Raw genomic sequence first — 17,441 nt, forward strand, 5'->3', positions numbered from 1 at the left:
AGTGACCGAGCTACTCCCCGCGGTTCAGCCGCCGCGCGACCTCCGTCGCCCAGTACGTGAGGATCATCCCCGCGCCCGCGCGCCGCACCGAGGTCAACGTCTCCATGATCGCGCGGTCGCGGTCGATCCAGCCGTTGGCCGCGGCCGCCTCGACCATCGCGTACTCACCGGAGATCTGGTACGCGGCCACCGGCACGTCCACGGCGTCGGCGATCTGCCGCAGGATGTCCAGGTACGGCAGGGCCGGCTTCACCATGACCATGTCCGCGCCCTCGGCCAGGTCCAGCTCCAGCTCGCGCAGGGACTCCCGGGCGTTGGCCGGGTCCTGCTGGTAGGTCTTGCGGTCGCCCTTCAGCGACGAGCCCACCGCCTCGCGGAACGGACCGTAGAAGGCGGAGGAGTACTTCGCGGTGTAGGCGAGGATCGAGATGTCCTGGTGCCCGGCGCCGTCCAGCGCCTCGCGGATCACCCGGACCTGCCCGTCCATCATCCCGCTGGGGCCCACGGTGTGGACGCCCGCGTCGGCCTGGACGCGCGCCATCTCCGCGTACCGCTCCAGCGTGGCGTCGTTGTCCACCCGGCCCTCGGCGTCCAGGACCCCGCAGTGGCCGTGGTCGGTGTGTTCGTCCAGGCACAGATCGGACATGATCACGAGGTCGTCGCCGACCTCCGCGCGCACATCCCGGATGGCCTGCTGAAGGATCCCGTCCGGGTCGGTGCCGGGGGTGCCGACGGCGTCCTTCTTGGACTCCTCAGGCACTCCGAAGAGCATGATCCCGCCGACCCCCGCGGCGACCGCCTCGGCCGCCGCCTTCCGCAGGGTGTCCCGGGTGTGCTGGACGACGCCCGGCATCGACTCCAGCGGCACCGGCTCGGTCACGTCCTCGCGGACGAACGCGGGCAGGATCAGCTCCGCCGGGTGCAGCCGGGTCTCCGCGACCATGCGCCGCATCGCGGGCGTGGTGCGCAGCCGGCGCGGCCGCGCACCGGGAAAACTGCCGTACGTGGTGCTCAAGAGCGTGCCCTCCTCCGCGAACCGGGCCGTCGCTCGCTCGGGCGGGTGACCGGCTCCCCGGCCTCGATCGCGGCCTGGCGCCGCGCCGCCCCGAAGTCCGCGAGCGCCTCGGCCAGCTTGAGCACCGAGGGCTCGGGCGACAGCACGTCCACCCGCAGGCCGTGCTCCTCCGCGGTCTTCGCGGTGGCCGGGCCGATACAGGCGATGACAGTGACATTGTGCGGCTTGCCCGCGATGCCGACGAGGTTCCGCACGGTGGACGACGAGGTGAAGAGCACCGCGTCGAACCCGCCGCCCTTGATGGCCTCACGGGTCTCGGCCGGCGGCGGCGAGGCGCGCACGGTGCGGTACGCGGTCACGTCGTCGACCTCCCAGCCCAGCTCGATCAGCCCGGCGACCAGGGTCTCGGTGGCGATGTCGGCACGCGGCAGGAAGACCCGGTCGATCGGGTCGAAGACCGGGTCGTACGGCGGCCAGTCCTCCAGCAGCCCGGCCGCGGACTGCTCACCGCTGGGCACCAGATCCGGCTTCACCCCGAAGTCGATCAGCGACCTCGCGGTCTGCTCGCCCACCGCGGCGACCTTGATCCCGGCGAACGCGCGGGCGTCGAGCCCGTACTCCTCGAACTTCTCCCGCACCGCCTTGACCGCGTTGACCGAGGTGAAGGCGATCCACTCATAGCGCCCGGTGACCAGGCCCTTGACCGCGCGCTCCATCTGCTGCGGGGTGCGCGGCGGCTCCACGGCGATCGTCGGCACCTCGCTGGGCACCGCGCCGTAACCGCGCAGCTGGTCCGAGAGCGAGGCGGCCTGCTCCTTGGTGCGCGGCACCAGGACCTTCCAGCCGAACAGCGGCTTGGACTCGAACCAAGACAGCTGATCGCGCTTACCGGCCGCGCTCTGCTCCCCGACCACGGCTATCACCGGCTGCCCGCCCTGCGGCGACGGCAGCACCTTCGCCGCCTTCAGCACCTGGGCGATGGTCCCCAGCGTCGCGGACCAGGTCCGCTGGCGGGTGGTGGTGCCGGCGACGGTGACGGTGAGCGGGGTGTCCGGCTTGCGGCCCGCGGCCACCAGCTCGCCCGCGGCGGCGGCCACCGTCTCCAGGGTCGCGGAGACCACGGCGGTCGCGTCGGACGAGCCGATCTCGCTCCAGCAGCGCTCATCGGCGGTCAGCGCGTCCACGAAGCGCACATCGGCGCTGTGGGCGTCCCGCAGCGGCACTCCCGCGTAGGCGGGCACGCCCACCGCGGCGGCCACACCGGGCACCACCTCGAAGACGATGCCCTCGGCGGCGCAGGCGAGCATCTCGTCGGCGGCGTATCCGTCGAGGCCGGGGTCGCCCGCGACCGCGCGGACGACCCGCTTGCCGCCGCGCGCGGCCGTCATGACAAGATTGGCGCTGTCCCGGAGTACCGGGACGGTGGCGGTGCCTGATGACCCATCAGCGTCCGCCTGCCGCGGCGTGCCCTGAGCGTCCGCGGCCACGCCCGGCCTGACGTGACTGCGCACCACGTCGAGCACTTGAGGGTCGGCGATCAGTACGTCAGCGGCGGCCAGAGCCTCCACGGCGCGCAAGGTCAGCAGGCCCGGATCTCCGGGGCCGGCACCGAGAAAGGTGACGTGTCCGCAGCCGGGGTGATTCGGGGCGGTGGGGTTCAAAGTGCTCGCTCCCCCATAAGACCGGCCGCACCCTTGGCGAGCATCTCGGCCGCGAGTACGCGACCGAGGTCCGCGGCGTCGCCGGGCGACGCGGGTACGGGACCGGTGGTGGACAGCTGCACCAGCGTCGTGCCGTCGAGCGTGCCGACGACGCCGCGCAGGCGCATTTCGGTGACAACCTGACCGTCGCCCAACAGGTCGGCCAGCGCCCCCACGGGTGCGCTGCAACCGGCCTCCAGGGCGGCGAGCAGGGAACGCTCGGCGGTCACGGCGACCCGTGTGCACGGGTCGTCGATCTCGGCGAGCCGGGCAGCGAGCGAGGCGCTGGACGCGGCGCACTCCACTGCCAGGGCCCCCTGGCCGGGGGCGGGCAAAACATGGTCGGCATCGAGCAGCTCGGTCGCCTCGCCGATCCGCCCCAGCCGGGTCAGACCGGCGGCGGCGAGCACCACGGCGTCCAGCCGCCCGGACCGGACGTAGCCGATACGGGTGCCGACATTGCCGCGTATCGGCACGGTCTCGATGTCGAGGCCGAGGGAGCGGGCCCATGCGTTCAGCTGGGCCGCGCGGCGCGGGGATCCGGTGCCTATCCGGGCCCCCGGCGGAAGCTGGGCGAAGGTGAGCCCGTCCCGGGCGATCAGCGCGTCGCGCGGGTCCTCGCGGCGCGGGACGGCGGCCAGCGCGAGCCCCTCCGGCTCCGCGGTGGGAAGGTCCTTCAGCGAGTGCACGGCCAGGTCGATCTCACCGCGCAGCAGCGCCTCGCGCAGCGCCGAGACAAAGACACCGGCGCCGCCGATCTGGGCGAGGTGCTCCCGCGAGGTGTCGCCGTACGTGGTGATCTCGACCAGTTCGACGGGGCGCCCGGTGACGTCCCGCACCAGATCCGCGACCAGGCCGGACTGGGCCATGGCGAGCGCGCTGCGGCGGGTGCCCAGGCGCAGCGGCGGAGCGCCGCCGGAGGCGGCGGGTGAGGGGGTGGCGTTCATGCCCGGCCTCCCTTCGGGTCGTTCGGTCCGGCGGTGCGGGCGGAGCCGTCCGCGCGGCTGACGGCGGCGACCGCCTGCGGATCGAGGTCGAACAGCTCGCGCAGGGCGTCCGCGTAACCGGCGCCTCCCGGAGTGCTCGCGAGCTGCTTGACCCGCACGGTGGGCGCGTGCAGCAGCTTGTCGACGACCCTGCGCACGGTCTGCGTGATCTCGGCGCGCTGCTTGTCGTCCAGATCGGGAAGGCGCCCGTCGAGGCGGGCGATCTCGCTGGCGACGACGTCCGCAGCCATGGTACGCAGCGCGACCACGGTCGGGGTGATATGCGCGGCACGCTGGGCCGCCCCGAAGGCGGCCACCTCCTCGGAGACGATGGCACGCACCTTGTCCACGTCGGCGGCCATCGCCCCGGCGGACGAGCCCGGCTCCCCGGACGGCTCGGCGGCCGCCTCGGCGAGGGACTCTATGTCGACCAGGTGCAGCCCCTCGACGCGGTGCGCCGCGGCGTCGATGTCGCGCGGCATCGCCAGGTCCAGCAGCGAGACGTCCGCCGCCGCGGGGTGGGCCCCGGGTGGACAGGCGGCGCGCTGGGCGAGCGCGGTGCGCAGCTCGGCGGCGGTCAGGACCAGACCGGTCGCGCCCGTACAGGACACCACGATGTCGGCGTGCGGCAGCTCGGCGGAGACCCGGTCCCGGGGCACGGCGCGGGCCACCAGACCCCCGCGCAACGTTTCCTCACCCGCGGCGGTGACCGCGGCCGGGGTGGCCGCGTGCTGCTCGGCCAGGGACTCGGCCAGGCGCAGGGCCCGCTCCAACGTCCTGTTGGCGATCACCAGTTCTGCCACTCCGGCGCGTGCGAGCGTCGCCGCCGCCAGCGAGGACATCGAACCGGCGCCGATCACCAGGGCCCGCTTGCCCCGGGCCCACTCCGCCACCGGCGCGCCCTGGGCCAGCTGCTCCAGGCCGAAGGTGACCAGCGACTGACCCGCCCGGTCGATACCGGTCTCGCTGTGGGCCCGCTTGCCGACCCGCAGCGCCTGCTGGAAGAGATCGTTCAGCAGCCGTCCGGCGGTGTGCAGCTCCTGCCCCAGCGCGAGCGCGTCCTTGATCTGGCCGAGGATCTGGCCCTCGCCGACGACCATCGAGTCCAGCCCGCAGGCCACCGAGAACAGGTGGTGGACGGCCCGGTCCTCGTAGTGGACGTAGAGATACGGGGTGAGCTCGTCCAGTCCGACGCCGGTGTGCTGGGCGAGCAGCGTGGACAGCTCGGCGACCCCGGCGTGGAACTTGTCCACATCGGCGTAGAGCTCGATGCGGTTGCAGGTGGCCAGCACCGCGGCCTCGGTGGCGGGCTCGGCGGCGAGGGTGTCCTGCACCAGCTTCGCCTGCTCGTCCCCCACGAGGGAGGCGCGCTCCAGCACGCTCACGGGCGCGCTGCGGTGGCTCAGTCCGACGACGAGGAGACTCATGCCGGCATCACGGCGGGCACGTCCCCGTCAGGTCCTTGTCGGCCGCTGTCGGCGCCGGGAGCGCCGGGGGGTGCGCGGTGGGGCGACACGGGCGGCGGGGATACGGCCCCCGCGCCCTCCTCGGGGGCGGCGACCTCCTCGCCCGCCTTGCGCTGCTCGTGGAAGGCGAGGATCTGGAGCTCGATCGAGAGATCGACCTTGCGCACGTCCACCCCGTCCGGAACGGACAGCACGGTGGGCGCGAAGTTGAGGATCGAGGTGATCCCGGCGGCGACGAGCCGGTCGCAGACCTGCTGGGCCGCGCCCGCCGGGGTGGCGATGACGCCGATCGAGACCCCGTTGTCCGTGATGATCTTCTCTAGCTCGTCGGTGTGCTGCACCGGGATGCCCGCGACCGGCTTCCCGGCCATGGCGGGATCGGCGTCGATCAGCGCGGCGACCCGGAAACCGCGGGAGGCGAAGCCGCCGTAGTTCGCGAGCGCGGCGCCGAGGTTACCGATACCGACGATCACAACCGGCCAGTCCTGGGTGAGCCCGAGCTCCCGCGAGATCTGGTAGACGAGGTACTCCACGTCGTAGCCGACACCGCGGGTGCCGTACGAACCGAGATAGGAGAAGTCCTTGCGCAGCTTGGCCGAATTGACGCCGGCCGCCGTGGCCAGCTCCTCCGAGGACACCGTGGGCACCGAGCGCTCCGAGAGAGCGGTCAGGGCCCGCAGATACAGCGGTAGCCGGGCGACGGTGGCCTCGGGGATCCCTCGGCTGCGGGTCGCCGGTCGGTGAGTTCGGCCAGTTGCCACGGTGCTCCTGCGGGTAGAGCGAGGCTGCGGGCGGCCGGGTGTTTCATGACCGCCCCATCGACAGCAGGCTATGTCTTTGTGAACGCGTGCACAAAGATGGTGTCCGCTTTGTCCTTGCAAAGTGACCGGTGTCACGCGCGTTTTCGGGCCAGCCGCGGAACCACTACCTGCGTCGCACCGTTCCCGGCGGGAACGCTCGTACCCCTGGACCGCCGACCGGAGCACAGGCGCTCACTCCTCACCTTTTTACCCCCGGACAGCAACAAAACGCCCACGATCGTAATCGACCGAGAGCCCACTTCCGAACTCGTCGGGAGCGGCCCGCCCGCGCGAGAGGGCATGCTTATGGACATGAGTCCGCTGCTGCGCCGCACCCCGCGGAAGAAGCCCACCGAGCGCACGGTCACGCTGATCGGCAAGCCCGACTGCCACCTGTGCGAGGACGCCGAGGCCGTGATCAAGGAGATCTGCGGGGAACTGGGCACCCCCTGGGAGAAGAAGGACATCACCCAGGACGAGGAGCTCCACCGCGTCTACTGGGAGCAGATCCCGGTGGTGCTCATCGACGGCGAGCAGCACGACTTCTGGCGGGTCGACCCCAAGCGGCTGCGCGCCGCGCTCGGCGGCTGATTCCGGCCCCACGCGCGACCTCGCGCGGCCTCCCTTTCGCGTAACCTGAATCGGCCCGACACCCGGGCGTAACGGGATGCCGCCGGAGCGCTGGCTATGCTCGCTCCATGGCCGCACTGGGATGGTTCACCCGACGCCGACGACCCGCCACCGAGCGGAGTGTCCTCGCCGGAGAGGCATCGGCCGAGGCCGCGCGCAAGTCATCGGCCGAGACCCCCGCACCGCAGCCACCCGCCGAGCCGGAGTTCCCCGTCGTCGGGGACGAGCTGGCCGCCGCCTTCTTCGACCTGGACAACACGGTCATGCAGGGCGCCGCGCTCTTCCACTTCGGCCGCGGCCTCTACAAGCGGCACTTCTTCCGCAAGCGCGAACTCGCCCGCTTCGCATGGCAGCAGACCTGGTTCCGGATGGCCGGGGTCGAGGACCCGGCGCACATGGAGGACGTGCGCAGCAGCGCCCTGTCCATCGTCAAGGGCCACCGGGTCTCCGAGCTGATGTCGATCGGCGAGGAGATCTACGACGAGTACATGGCCGACCGCATCTGGCCCGGCACCCGCGCCCTGGCCCAGGCCCACCTGGACGCCGGGCAGCGGGTCTGGCTGGTGACCGCCGCGCCGGTCGAGACCGCGACGATCATCGCCCGGCGGCTCGGCCTGACCGGGGCGCTGGGCACGGTGGCCGAGTCGGTGGGCGGCATCTACACCGGCCGGCTGGTCGGCGAGCCGCTGCACGGCCCGGCCAAGGCCGAGGCCGTACGGGCGCTGGCAACGGCCGAGGGGCTGGACCTCTCCCGCTGCGCGGCCTACAGCGACTCCTCCAACGACATCCCGATGCTGTCCATCGTGGGTCATCCGTACGCGGTGAATCCGGACAGCGGACTGCGCAAACACGCCCGTGAGCACGGCTGGCGGCTGCGCGACTACCGCACCGGCCGCAAAGCGGCCAAGATCGGCATCCCGGCGGCGGCCGGGGTGGGCGCGGTGGCGGGCGGTACGGCGGCCGCCGTGGCGCTGCACCGCCGGCGCCGCTGACCGCCCGGCGCTCGCACGCCCGCGCCACTCCCCGGTCCACCGCCGGCCTCCCCATGCCCCCTTCCGACCCCCTCCGACCTCCTGTTGAGCGCCTTCCGGTGTGCTCCTTTCGGGCGGTGCTGACCGCCTGCGTACGACCGTGACCGAGGACGGTCAAAGCTGACCGGCGATCGCGCTCCGTGACGACGTGCCCATCGATACACAGCGTCACCAAGCGAACGCGCCCGCCCTGTTTCGGTCATTCCGCACTTCCTACCCCACAGCGCCCCCGCCAGCCCCCTTACCGCCGCTTTGTCACAACACGCCACGCAATCGCACAACCCACGTACGGTTCCGGTCAATTAGCAGTACACGTTCGATACTTGATCCGTCGTCAATCCATAACAGAACGAACGGAAACGATGATTTGAGCAACTGGGTGTAGTGCTGCCTGTACGAAGCGTTATTCTCCTTAGACGCAAACCGGTACCCACGCGTCCCTACGGCGGGTGACGGTCCCGTACTGCACGTGATGGAAGCTCTGCCTCTGGGAGTCCCGTGTACCCACACGTCGGGGTTGACGCCTCGGGCCTGGCTACGCTGCGCGCAACGGTCCTCGACTGTCTGCGCGGCTTCGTCCCCACCGCGTATGCCGTCCCCGCCCTCGCCACCCCCCAGCCCGTCAGCCCAGCCGTCGGCACGGTCGACCGCCCCGGCCAGGCCGGTCCGTGCTACGCCCTGGCGGACGGCGGCGCCGCGGTCGGCAGACGCTCCCGCGGCTCCACCTCAACCACCCGGCGCCCAGGCGCCGACAGCGACAGCCGCCGCATGATGGACCTCGTCGAGCGCGCCCAGGCCGGGGAGGCCGAAGCGTTCGGCAGGCTCTACGACCAGTACGCCGACACGGTCTACCGCTACATCTACTACCGCGTGGGCGGCAAGGCCACGGCCGAGGACCTCACCAGCGAGACGTTCCTGCGGGCCCTGCGCCGCATCGGCACGTTCACCTGGCAGGGCCGCGACTTCGGCGCCTGGCTGGTGACCATCGCCCGCAACCTCGTCGCCGACCACTTCAAGTCCAGCCGCTTCCGGCTGGAGGTCACCACCGGCGAGATGCTGGACGCCAACGAGGTCGAGCGCAGCCCCGAGGACTCCGTCCTCGAATCGCTGTCCAACGCGGCCCTGCTCCAAGCGGTGCGAAAACTCAACCCGCAGCAGCAGGAGTGTGTGACGCTCCGCTTCCTCCAGGGCCTCTCGGTCGCCGAGACCGCCCGGGTCATGGGGAAGAACGAGGGCGCGATCAAAACCCTTCAGTACCGGGCCGTCCGCACTCTGGCCCGGCTCCTTCCGGACGACGCCCGCTGACCGCCCGTAGCGCCGCGGCCACGGCCCGTCCGCCCGGCGGCAGGGCCCGTGAGGAGGGCGTAACCCGGGTGCTGCGCCGCTCGTTGTGGGGGATGCAGGCGCCTCGTGGTCGTACCCTGCCCGTGGTCCACTCACTCGATCGGGTGGACGCGCGCATGGCACGGAACCCTCGGGTGTCCTGAGGAGTCGACCGTCACGACGAGAGGAGGTGCCGCCTGTGATCGCGAACGTATCGGCACACCGGCGGGCGAACGCCTTCGCCAAGGCCCTGGAGGCCCTGGAGGCCCTGGAGAGCAACAGCCAGGCCGCCCGGGACGAGACGCCGCAGCAACAGCCAGATTCCTCATCGGCGGAGAGCGCCGAGCGGAGACGGCTGCTGGCCCTGGCGAGCGGGCTGGGCGAGCTGCCGGCACCGACATTGGACCCTGAGGTCCGCGCCACCCAGCGGGCCCAGCTGCTCGCCGCCATGGAGGCGGCCTTCGCCGAGGGCGCGCCGCGCGTGCCGGAGCAGCGCCGCCGCCCCAGCGGCGCCCACCGGGCCAAACCCCCGGTGGCAAGACTCCGCCCCCGTTCCCGCTGGTCCAAGGGGCTCGCGGCCGGGGGGCTCACGGTCGGTGTCGCGGCGGGAGCGTTCGGCGGCGTCGCCGCGGCCAGCTCGAACGCGCTGCCGGGCGACACCCTCTACGGGTTCAAGCGCGGTATGGAAGACCTCAAGCTGGAGATGGCGAACGGCGACGCCGACCGGGGCCGGATCTATCTGGACCAGGCGTCGACGCGGATGAGCGAGGCGCGCCGCCTGATGGAGCGGACCCGCAGCGGCGATCTGGACCATGAGTCGCTGCGGGAGATCCGCCGGGTCCTCGCCGGTATGCACCATGACGCCTCCGAAGGCCACCGGCTGCTGCACCAGGTCTACGAGCGCGACGGCTCGCTCGGCCCGATTCAGCGGCTGTCCACCTTCTCCCAGGCCCACCGCGACGGCTGGAGCCAGCTGCGCGAGCGGCTGCCGATCCAATTGATGGACGTCGGCGACGAGGTGAGCTCGGTCTTCGACGCCATAGACGAAGAGGTCGGCCCGCTGCGGGCATTGCTGCCCACGAAGAAGGAGCAGCAGGGCCAGTCCGGCCACCAGACCGGCAGTGCGCCGCAGCACGACGGTGGGGTGGACGCGAGCGACCGCGCGGCATCCGCCCCGGCCACCCCGAGCGGCAGCCACACCGGCGAGACCTCGAGCCACCCGCGCCCGTCGTCGACCTCGGCCACCGCCCACGACCAGAGCGGCGGCCTGGTGGGCGGGGCGGGCGATCTGCTGGACCCGCCGCTCGGCGGCGCGAGCCCCAGCCCGTCCACGGGCAGGGGCGACCAGGGCAGCAAGCCGCCCCAGCCGGACATCACGATCCCCCCGCTGTTGCCGGATCTGCTGCCGGGCCTGAGCATCGACGGCGACGACACAAGGTGAAAAAGCCGGTGGTGGGTGGTGTGCAGGGCACACCACCCACCACCGGACTCCGTCCGTCGGGCCGGGTGGCCGCGCCGCCCACACCGCCCCCGGCCGGGCAACCGTCAGAAGAACACCGACCGCCGCTGCACCAGCAGCTTGTAGAGCGTGTGCTGGATCGTTTCCCGTACCTGGTCGGTCAGGTTGAACATCAGCATCGGATCGTCCGCCGCCTCCGGCGGATACCCGTCCGTGGGGATGGGCTCGCCGAACTGGACGGTCCACTTCGTCGGCAGCGGCACCGCGCCCAGCGGCCCAAGCAGCGGGAAGGTCGGCGTGATCGGGAAGTACGGCAGGCCGAGCAGCCGGGCCAGGGTCTTCGAGTTCCCCACCATCGGGTAGATCTCCTCCGCGCCCACGATCGAGCACGGCACGATCGGCGCCCCCGCGCGCAGCGCCGTCGAGACGAAGCCGCCCCGCCCGAAGCGCTGGAGCTTGTACCGCTCCGAGAACGGCTTGCCGATCCCCTTGAAGCCCTCCGGCATCACCCCGACCACCTCGCCGCGCTCCAGCAGCAGCTGGGCGTCCTCGGCGCAGGCGAGGGTGTGGCCCGCCTTGCGGGCCAGTTCGTTGATGACCGGCAGTACGAAGACCAGGTCGGCGGCGAGCAGCCGCAGATGGCGCTGGGCCGGGTGGTGGTCGTGCACCGCGACCTGGAGCATCAGCCCGTCCAGCGGCAGCACCCCGGAGTGGTTGGCGACGACGAGCGCACCACCGCTGTCGGGGATGTTCTCGATCCCCTTCACCTCGACCCGGAAGTACTTGTCGGACAGCGGCCGGAGCAGGGACATCAGGACCTGCTCGGTCAGATCGTGGTCGTAGCCGAAGTCGTCGACCTCGTAGTCCCCGGTGATCCGGCGGCGCAGAAAGCTCAGCCCGTGGGCCAGTTTGCGCTCCCAGTCGCCGCTGCCCGGGGCGGGCTTGGGCGAGCCGGGCGGCAGGGGCGGCACGGCCGCGGCCGCCGTCTGGGGGTCCTCGGGCTCCTCGTCGCGCTGCTGCGGTACGGGCTTGAGCGAGCCCTGGGAGCGGCCGCCACGGCCCAGCCGAGGGACCTTCCTCCGGGACCGTGGTTCCTCACCGAACGGAATGACCTTGGCATCCGCCATGGTGGTTGCGCTCCTCACGTCTGGGCGCCGGCGGGCAGCAGCGCGGCGAGCCGGTCGATGGTACGGGCGAGGGTCTCGGGCGGGAGCAGCCCGGGACCACGGCTGTGCGCATAGTCCGCGAGGGCGCCGGCGGTGGTGTGCTCGGGTTCGAATCCCAGGGTCTCGCGCATCTGGTTGGTGGCCACGACCCGGCCGTGGGTGAGCAGCCGGATCTGCTCGGGCGAGAAGTCGGTGATGCCGAGGGACCGCAGCGCGGTGCGGGCCCAGCGCAGGGTGGGCAGCAGCAGCGGCAGGGTGGGGCGGCCGAGCCGCCGGGCGGCCTGGGAGAGCAGCAGCACCCCGTCTCCGGCGATGTTGAACGTGCCGCTGTTGAGCGTGGAGCGGCGCGGCTCGGAGGCCGCGATCCGCAGCACCTCGATGGCGTCCTTCTCATGGACGAACTGGAGCCGGGGGTCGTAGCCGATCACGGTGGGCAGCACCGGCAGCGCGAAGTACTCGGCGAGGGGGGAGTCCGCGCACGGCCCCAGGATGTTGGCGAAGCGCAGCACGCACACCGCGACATCGGGGCGGCGCCGGGCGAAACCGCGCACATATCCCTCGACCTCGACGGTGTCCTTGGCGAAGCCCCCGCTCGGCAGGGATTTGGGCGGGGTGGTCTCGCTGAAGACGGCGGGGTCGCGGGGCGCGGAGCCATACACATTGGTGCTGGACTTCACCACCAGCCGCTGCACCGACGGGGCCTTCTGGCAGGCGCCGAGCAGCTGCATGGTGCCGATGACATTGGTCTCCTTGACCGAGGTGCGATTGCCGCGCGCCCCCAGCGGAGTGCCGTTGATATCCATGTGGACGACGGTGTGGGCACCGTATTCGGCGAGCAGTTTCCCGATCGTGGGATGACGGATATCGGCCCGGACGAAGTCGGCGCCGCCGAGGTGGTGTTCGGGGGGCACGGCGTCCACGCCGATCACCCGCTCGACATCGGGTTCGCGCTGTATGCGCCGGACGAAACGGCCTCCCAGCCGGCGAGCGACTCCGGTGACGAGCACGACCTTTCCCAAGATCAGCGCCTTCCTTCCCACCCTCGTCCGAGCTGGGCTGTGCCGAACACCGTAACCGCTCGATGTTGCACTGTGATGACCACTCGCCGCGCGGTGCGACGTTTTAAGCCGGGGCCAACGGGACGGCCGTGGCGAAGACCGGTGCCATGCACGCGCCGCAGCCCTCCCACCTGTGGTGGAAGGGCTGCGGGACGAACACAGCGCCGCTTGCCTACTTCTTGTTGCGACGCTGGACGCGCGTGCGCTTGAGCAGCTTGCGGTGCTTCTTCTTGGCCATCCGCTTGCGCCGCTTCTTGATAACAGAGCCCACGACTACCCTCGCTCACTTCGATTCACTCGGTGCGGGGCGTCCGAGCCCACACGACCTACATCGGGCCAGCCTACCCGCCGCCGAGCGAACCACGTAATCCGAGGGTCCTCCCCGGGCCCCGGAATGGGCCTAGGCGGACTCCACCCCCACATACGATTCGCGGAGGTATTCATGAACCGCTTGCTCTGGGACCCGGAAAGACCTGCCCACCCGGATCGCCGGCAGATGACCGCTGTGCACCAAGCGGTACACGGTCATCTTGGACACTCGCATCACCGAGGCGACTTCCGCCACGGTCAGAAACTGAACCTCGTTCAGAGGCCGTTCGCCAGCAGCCATGACAACACCTGAACCTTCCGCACATGTCGGGCACCGGCTTCCCCTCCGGTGACTCCTTGTCGCATGCGCGCTCCTCCCCAGGTTAGGGGCGGGTGATGCAAGTGGGGAAGAGGAGTAGCGATCGGACGCCTACTGTGACAGACACGCTCGATTGAGTACATAGCGAGTAATCGGCCGGTAGTAACCAGACCGCACACCGTCATCAAGCGGAACGGCGACGGACACCCGTCCCTCGGCCTCCCCGACGAACAGCGCGGGGTCGTCCGTGTCCCCCAGCCCGATGGCCTCAAAGCCCAGCTGACCTGCTCCGCAGACCCATCCGTGGTCCCCGATGACCAGCCCCGGCAGCGGGCCGCCGGACTCCGCGGCACAGCCGAGGGCGACCCGAACCGGGAGCGGCGAATGACTGTGGGCGCCCGGCTCACTCGCCGTCGGGCGGGCGCCGGGCGCCCGCACCATCGCGACACCTCGTACGTAGGCGAGCTGGTGGGTGCGTACGCCGAACCGCGTCGTTATGTCGATACATCTACCCTCCGCGGGAGTGAGGACACGGCAGCCGGCCGCCGAGAGCGCCGACGCCAACGCGGCGTAGAAACCGAGGAGACGGTGGGGGTGGCCGGTGCCCAGGAGCACGGGGAGCCGGGTCCTGGCGGCGCCGCGCAGCCGGTCCGCGAAGGCATGCAGCGCGGCGATCGTCAGCTCCGGATCGATCACATCCGGCCCCGAAACATTGGCCGGGTCGATCGAAACCCCGCATTTGTCGCCCATCAGGCAGAGCAATTCCATAAAGGACCAGTCGTATTCGGGCTCCAGACCGAGCAGCACCCGGGGGTCCCGGGCGGCGAAAAGCCGATAGCGGCGCAGGCTCTCCTCCCGGCTCGTCGCCACCGGTCCGGCGAGCCGCGCCGCCAGCAGATGCGCACGCAGCGCGGCGGTACTCAACACTCCACCGATGCTGGCGGACACACCCCGCCGGCCGCCCGGATACGCCGGCAGACCCCACGGTTGGCGTAACGCCCGCTGGATCAGCTCCTCGTGCGGGCGCTCCCGAAAGGCGCCGAGCGGCTTTCCGCGGGGCGATTCACGGAAGCAGCCCGTGGTGCGGGAAGACCGCCCGGCGCGTCGCCAGGATCGCCTGGTCCAGCCGGTCCGCGGGGTCGTACCCGGACTCGCCGAACTCCTGCCAGTTCGGCTCCCGCCCGTCCGTCATCCGCCGCGGCGCGTCCATCCGGGTCCGCCGGTACACCTCCTGCCGCCACTCCTCCGGCACCGGCGTGGTGGCCTCCACCGGCCGCCCCGCCGCGATCGCGACCAGATGCGTCCAGGACCGCGGCACCACGTCCACCACCGCGTAGCCACCGCCCCCGAGCGCGACCCAGCGCCCGTCCGCGTGCTCATGCGCCAGCCGGTGACAGCTCTCCGCGACGGCCCGCTGCGCGTCGACGGTCACCGCCAAGTGGGCCAGCGGGTCCTCCACATGGGTGTCCGCGCCATGCTGGCTCACCAGCACCTGCGGGCGGAACGCCGCAAGCAGCTCCGGCACCACCGCGTGAAAGGCCCGCAGCCAGCCCGCGTCCGAGGTCCCGGCCGGGAGCGCCACATTGACCGCCGAGCCCTCGGCGCCCTCCCCGCCCGCCTCCTCCGGCCAGCCGGTCTGCGGGAACAGAGTCCGGGGGTGCTCGTGCAGCGAGATCGTCAGCACCCGCGGATCGTCCCAGAAGGCGGCCTGCACGCCGTCCCCGTGGTGAACGTCCACATCCACGTACGCGACCCGCTCCGCCCCCAGCTCCAGCAGCCGGGCGACCGCGAGCGCCGCGTCGTTGTAGACGCAGAACCCCGACGCGGCCCTGGGCATCGCATGGTGCAGCCCGCCCGAGAAGTTCACCGCGTGCAGCGCCTCTCCGCGCCATACGTCCTCCGCCGCGCCGACCGACTGCCCGGCGATCAGCGCGGACGCCTCGTGCATCCCCGCGAAGGCCGGATCGTCGATCGTCCCCAGGCCGTACGAACCGTCCGCCGCTTCCGGGGCGGCCGAGGCGCGCCGTACGGCCTCGATGTACTCCTGCCCGTGGACCAGGCGCAGCGTCGACTCCCCGGCCGGTTTGGCGGCGACCACCCTGACCGCCCGATCCAGCCCGTACGCCTGCACCAACCGCATGGTCAGCGCCAGCCGCACCGGGTCCATCGGATGCCCGGCGCCGAAGTCGTATCCGGTTACTTCCTCATCCCACATCAACTGTGCGCGGCCGCTCATGCCCGTCACCGTATCCGGCTGGTACCGGGCTGAACGACCTCGCGTACCGGATCGTCACCAGCACGAGCACCATCGGCACCAGCATCGCCGCACGGTAGTTCCACAGCCCGCCCAGCGCGCCGACGAGCGGTGAGCCGATGAGGAAGCCCACGTAGTTGAAGATGTTGAGGCGGGCGACGGCGGCATCGGACGCCCCGGGGAAGAGCCGCCCCGCGGCCGCGAAGGTCTGCGGCACCAGCACGCACAACCCCAGCCCCAGCAGCGTGAACCCGGCCATCCCCGCCCATGCCCCGGGCGCCGCCGCGACCACCGCGAACCCGCCGCCCGCGAGCAGCGCCCCGGCCCGCACCACGGCGGCCGCGCCGAAGCGCCGCACCCCGAGGTCCCCGAAGGAGCGGCCGAGGAGCGTGGTGACCATATAGACGTTGTACGGGACCGTGGCCAGCTGCTCCGAGCTGTGCAGCACGTCCTCCAGATACTTGGCGCTCCAGTTGGAGACCGTGGAATCCCCGATATAGGCGAAGGCCATGACGAGACAGAGCGGCAGCAGCACCCGCATGCTCACCGCGGCGCCACCCGCCTCCGCCGCCGGGGACGGTCCGGTCCGCGGGATGCTCCGGTCGTCGAGGTACCAGCGACTGGCGATCAGCGCGGCGGGCACCAGGGTGGCCACGAGCGGTGCGTAGAGCGTGGTCAGTGACAGGTCCCAGTGCGCGCCCGCCCAGGCGAGCGAGGCCCCGGCGATCCCGCCCAGGCTGTACGCGGCGTGGAAGCCGAGCATGATGCTGCGCCCGTACGCGCGCTGGAGGCTCACCCCGAGCATGTTCATCGACGCGTCGAGCGCCCCGACCGTCAGCCCGAACACCGCGAGCGCCGAGGCGAGCTGCCACACCGCCGTACCCGATCCGGCGGCCAGCAGGGCGAGGGAGACGATCGGCTGGACGACGCGGAGGACGAGTCCCGGACGCATCCGTTTGACGAGATGTTCGGTGCCGACGCTGCCCACTCCGGCGAGGATCGGCACGGCGGCCAGGAAGACGGGCAGCAGCCCGTCGGAGACCCCGTACCGGTCCTGCAACGCGGGTATCCGCGTCACCAGCAGAGCGAAGACCGCGCCCTGGACGAAGAAGCTGATGGCCAACGAGGCCCGGCCATGCCGGAGCCGGCGGCTCGGAGGCGAATCCGTCATGGCCGTGGAGCGTACGGCCCCGGACTACTTGTGGGTAGAGGTGAGCAGTGCTCGCAGTTCGGCCATGTCGACAAAGCGGGCTCGGGCCGCGGAGAGCTTGGCGGCGGGTGTCATGGCCGTGTAGCCGTACACATCCATCCCGGCGGCCACAGCGGCCTGGACCCCGAGCGGGCTGTCCTCGACGACGGCACAGCGCGCGGGCGCCACGCCCATCCGCTCGGCCGCGTGCAGAAACAGATCCGGGGCGGGCTTGCCCCGGCCCACGTCCTCGGAGCTGAAGATGTGGTCCTCGCCGAAGAGGTCGTACAGCCCGGTCGTACGGAGGGCGACCCGGATGCGCGCATGGCTTCCGGAGGAGGCGACGCAGCACGGGATCCCATCGGCCCGCAGCTTCTCCAGAACCTCGGCCACACCGGCCACCGGGCGCAGGTCGCGGCGGAAGGCGTCGAAGACCCGGGCGTGGAAGGTGGCGTCGAAGTCCGGCGGAAGCCGTCTGCCGGAGCGCTCGAGGACCAGATCGTGGACGCGGTGCAGGGCGGAGCCCATGTAGTCGCGTATGGAGTCCTCGTAGCTGGTGGGATGCCCCAACTCCGTGAGATAGGCGGCGAGAAGCCGATTGGAGATGGGCTCGCTGTCGACGAGCACTCCATCGTTGTCGAAGATGACCAGGTCATAGCTCATACGGTCAGCCTACAAAGCGCAATGAGAAAAGCCCGGTTGGGAGCCGAAGCTCTCAACCGGGCTTTTCGTAAAA

17 protein-coding genes are annotated in these 17,441 nt (G+C 71.4%); 4 read left to right on the forward strand and 13 right to left on the reverse strand.

Annotation, left to right across the window (positions count from 1 at the left end):
* Positions 1-10: 10 nt before the first annotated feature.
* From hemB to NQU54_RS34975, 5 genes are read right to left on the reverse strand one after another with little or no spacing between them, the layout of a single operon-like run.
* Positions 11-1,015 carry a porphobilinogen synthase gene (gene hemB / locus NQU54_RS34955; RefSeq protein WP_257634534.1) on the reverse strand — a complete coding sequence of 335 codons (1,005 nt, stop codon included), beginning with the start codon at positions 1,013-1,015 and terminating at the stop codon, positions 11-13.
* On the reverse strand, positions 1,012-2,676 hold the full coding sequence (locus tag NQU54_RS34960; protein WP_257634535.1) for a bifunctional uroporphyrinogen-III C-methyltransferase/uroporphyrinogen-III synthase: 1,665 nt from the start codon (positions 2,674-2,676) through the stop codon (positions 1,012-1,014). Before NQU54_RS34960 ends, hemB begins: the two co-directional genes overlap by 4 nt.
* Entirely contained in the window at positions 2,673-3,662 is a 990-nt protein-coding gene (gene hemC, locus NQU54_RS34965; protein WP_257634536.1) for a hydroxymethylbilane synthase, read from the reverse strand. The genes NQU54_RS34960 and hemC overlap by 4 nt, the downstream gene beginning before the upstream one ends.
* The gene (locus tag NQU54_RS34970) at positions 3,659-5,128 is read right to left on the reverse strand and encodes a glutamyl-tRNA reductase (RefSeq protein ID WP_257634537.1); all 1,470 of its coding nucleotides are present in this window, start codon (positions 5,126-5,128) and stop codon (positions 3,659-3,661) included. The genes hemC and NQU54_RS34970 overlap by 4 nt, the downstream gene beginning before the upstream one ends.
* Positions 5,125-5,928, reverse strand: a complete 804-nt coding sequence (locus tag NQU54_RS34975) for a redox-sensing transcriptional repressor Rex (protein WP_069865451.1) — start codon at positions 5,926-5,928, stop codon at positions 5,125-5,127. Before NQU54_RS34975 ends, NQU54_RS34970 begins: the two co-directional genes overlap by 4 nt.
* Before the next feature lie 351 nt (positions 5,929-6,279).
* On the opposite strand from NQU54_RS34975, the gene NQU54_RS34980 reads away from it, so the two are divergent.
* The 4 genes from NQU54_RS34980 (at position 6,280) to NQU54_RS34995 (ending at position 10,392) form a co-directional block, all read left to right on the forward strand.
* The gene (locus NQU54_RS34980) at positions 6,280-6,558 is read left to right on the forward strand and encodes a glutaredoxin family protein (RefSeq protein ID WP_069865670.1); all 279 of its coding nucleotides are present in this window, start codon (positions 6,280-6,282) and stop codon (positions 6,556-6,558) included.
* Positions 6,559-6,665: 107 nt separating this feature from the next.
* Complete coding sequence (locus NQU54_RS34985; RefSeq protein ID WP_069865453.1) at positions 6,666-7,589, forward strand: HAD family hydrolase; 924 nt, start codon at positions 6,666-6,668, stop codon at positions 7,587-7,589.
* Positions 7,590-8,126: 537 nt separating this feature from the next.
* Positions 8,127-8,933 (forward strand): ECF subfamily RNA polymerase sigma factor, BldN family, encoded by an 807-nt coding sequence (locus NQU54_RS34990; RefSeq protein ID WP_257634538.1) that lies wholly within the window; start codon positions 8,127-8,129, stop codon positions 8,931-8,933.
* A 217-nt stretch (positions 8,934-9,150) separates the two neighbouring features.
* Positions 9,151-10,392, forward strand: a complete 1,242-nt coding sequence (locus NQU54_RS34995) for a DUF5667 domain-containing protein (RefSeq protein ID WP_257634539.1) — start codon at positions 9,151-9,153, stop codon at positions 10,390-10,392.
* Positions 10,393-10,496: 104 nt separating this feature from the next.
* On the opposite strand, the gene NQU54_RS35000 is transcribed toward NQU54_RS34995, so the two are convergent.
* The 8 genes from NQU54_RS35000 to NQU54_RS35035 all read right to left on the reverse strand — a co-directional run bounded on the left by NQU54_RS35000 (position 10,497) and on the right by NQU54_RS35035 (position 17,368).
* Positions 10,497-11,537, reverse strand: coding sequence for a lysophospholipid acyltransferase family protein (locus NQU54_RS35000; RefSeq protein ID WP_257634540.1), 1,041 nt, complete (start codon positions 11,535-11,537; stop codon positions 10,497-10,499).
* 14 nt (positions 11,538-11,551) lie between these two features.
* Positions 11,552-12,595, reverse strand: a complete 1,044-nt coding sequence (locus tag NQU54_RS35005) for an NAD-dependent epimerase/dehydratase family protein (RefSeq protein WP_257634541.1) — start codon at positions 12,593-12,595, stop codon at positions 11,552-11,554.
* 211 nt (positions 12,596-12,806) lie between these two features.
* Positions 12,807-12,905, reverse strand: coding sequence for a 30S ribosomal protein bS22 (locus NQU54_RS35010; RefSeq protein WP_003948845.1), 99 nt, complete (start codon positions 12,903-12,905; stop codon positions 12,807-12,809).
* Between the two features lie 129 nt (positions 12,906-13,034).
* Positions 13,035-13,244, reverse strand: coding sequence for a helix-turn-helix domain-containing protein (locus NQU54_RS35015; RefSeq protein WP_014053989.1), 210 nt, complete (start codon positions 13,242-13,244; stop codon positions 13,035-13,037).
* Between the two features lie 129 nt (positions 13,245-13,373).
* Positions 13,374-14,189 carry a phosphatase gene (locus tag NQU54_RS35020; protein WP_100809264.1) on the reverse strand — a complete coding sequence of 272 codons (816 nt, stop codon included), beginning with the start codon at positions 14,187-14,189 and terminating at the stop codon, positions 13,374-13,376.
* Between the two features lie 136 nt (positions 14,190-14,325).
* A complete protein-coding gene (locus NQU54_RS35025; protein WP_167502651.1) occupies positions 14,326-15,498 on the reverse strand; it encodes an acetoin utilization protein AcuC in 1,173 nt (390 codons plus the stop codon).
* Positions 15,467-16,687, reverse strand: a complete 1,221-nt coding sequence (locus NQU54_RS35030; protein WP_257634542.1) for an MFS transporter — start codon at positions 16,685-16,687, stop codon at positions 15,467-15,469. The genes NQU54_RS35025 and NQU54_RS35030 overlap by 32 nt, the downstream gene beginning before the upstream one ends.
* Positions 16,688-16,711: 24 nt before the next feature.
* Positions 16,712-17,368 carry an HAD family hydrolase gene (locus tag NQU54_RS35035; RefSeq protein WP_257634543.1) on the reverse strand — a complete coding sequence of 219 codons (657 nt, stop codon included), beginning with the start codon at positions 17,366-17,368 and terminating at the stop codon, positions 16,712-16,714.
* Positions 17,369-17,441 lie beyond the last annotated feature (73 nt).

The organism is Streptomyces malaysiensis subsp. samsunensis (assembly GCF_024519315.1).
In the GTDB taxonomy this organism is placed as follows: domain Bacteria; phylum Actinomycetota; class Actinomycetes; order Streptomycetales; family Streptomycetaceae; genus Streptomyces; species Streptomyces malaysiensis.

What these genes read in the sequence shown, in the direction of transcription:
- hemC (WP_257634536.1), bottom strand. Translation starts at nt 3,662, where the DNA reads ATGAACGCCACCCCCTCACCCGCCGCCTCCGGCGGCGCTCCGCCGCTG.
- NQU54_RS35035 (WP_257634543.1), bottom strand. Translation starts at nt 17,368, where the DNA reads ATGAGCTATGACCTGGTCATCTTCGACAACGATGGAGTGCTCGTCGAC.
- NQU54_RS35000 (WP_257634540.1), bottom strand. Translation starts at nt 11,537, where the DNA reads ATGGCGGATGCCAAGGTCATTCCGTTCGGTGAGGAACCACGGTCCCGG.
- NQU54_RS35025 (WP_167502651.1), bottom strand. Translation starts at nt 15,498, where the DNA reads ATGAGCGGCCGCGCACAGTTGATGTGGGATGAGGAAGTAACCGGATAC.
- NQU54_RS34980 (WP_069865670.1), top strand. Translation starts at nt 6,280, where the DNA reads ATGAGTCCGCTGCTGCGCCGCACCCCGCGGAAGAAGCCCACCGAGCGC.
- NQU54_RS34970 (WP_257634537.1), bottom strand. Translation starts at nt 5,128, where the DNA reads ATGAGTCTCCTCGTCGTCGGACTGAGCCACCGCAGCGCGCCCGTGAGC.
- NQU54_RS34985 (WP_069865453.1), top strand. Translation starts at nt 6,666, where the DNA reads ATGGCCGCACTGGGATGGTTCACCCGACGCCGACGACCCGCCACCGAG.
- NQU54_RS35030 (WP_257634542.1), bottom strand. Translation starts at nt 16,687, where the DNA reads ATGACGGATTCGCCTCCGAGCCGCCGGCTCCGGCATGGCCGGGCCTCG.
- NQU54_RS35015 (WP_014053989.1), bottom strand. Translation starts at nt 13,244, where the DNA reads ATGGCTGCTGGCGAACGGCCTCTGAACGAGGTTCAGTTTCTGACCGTG.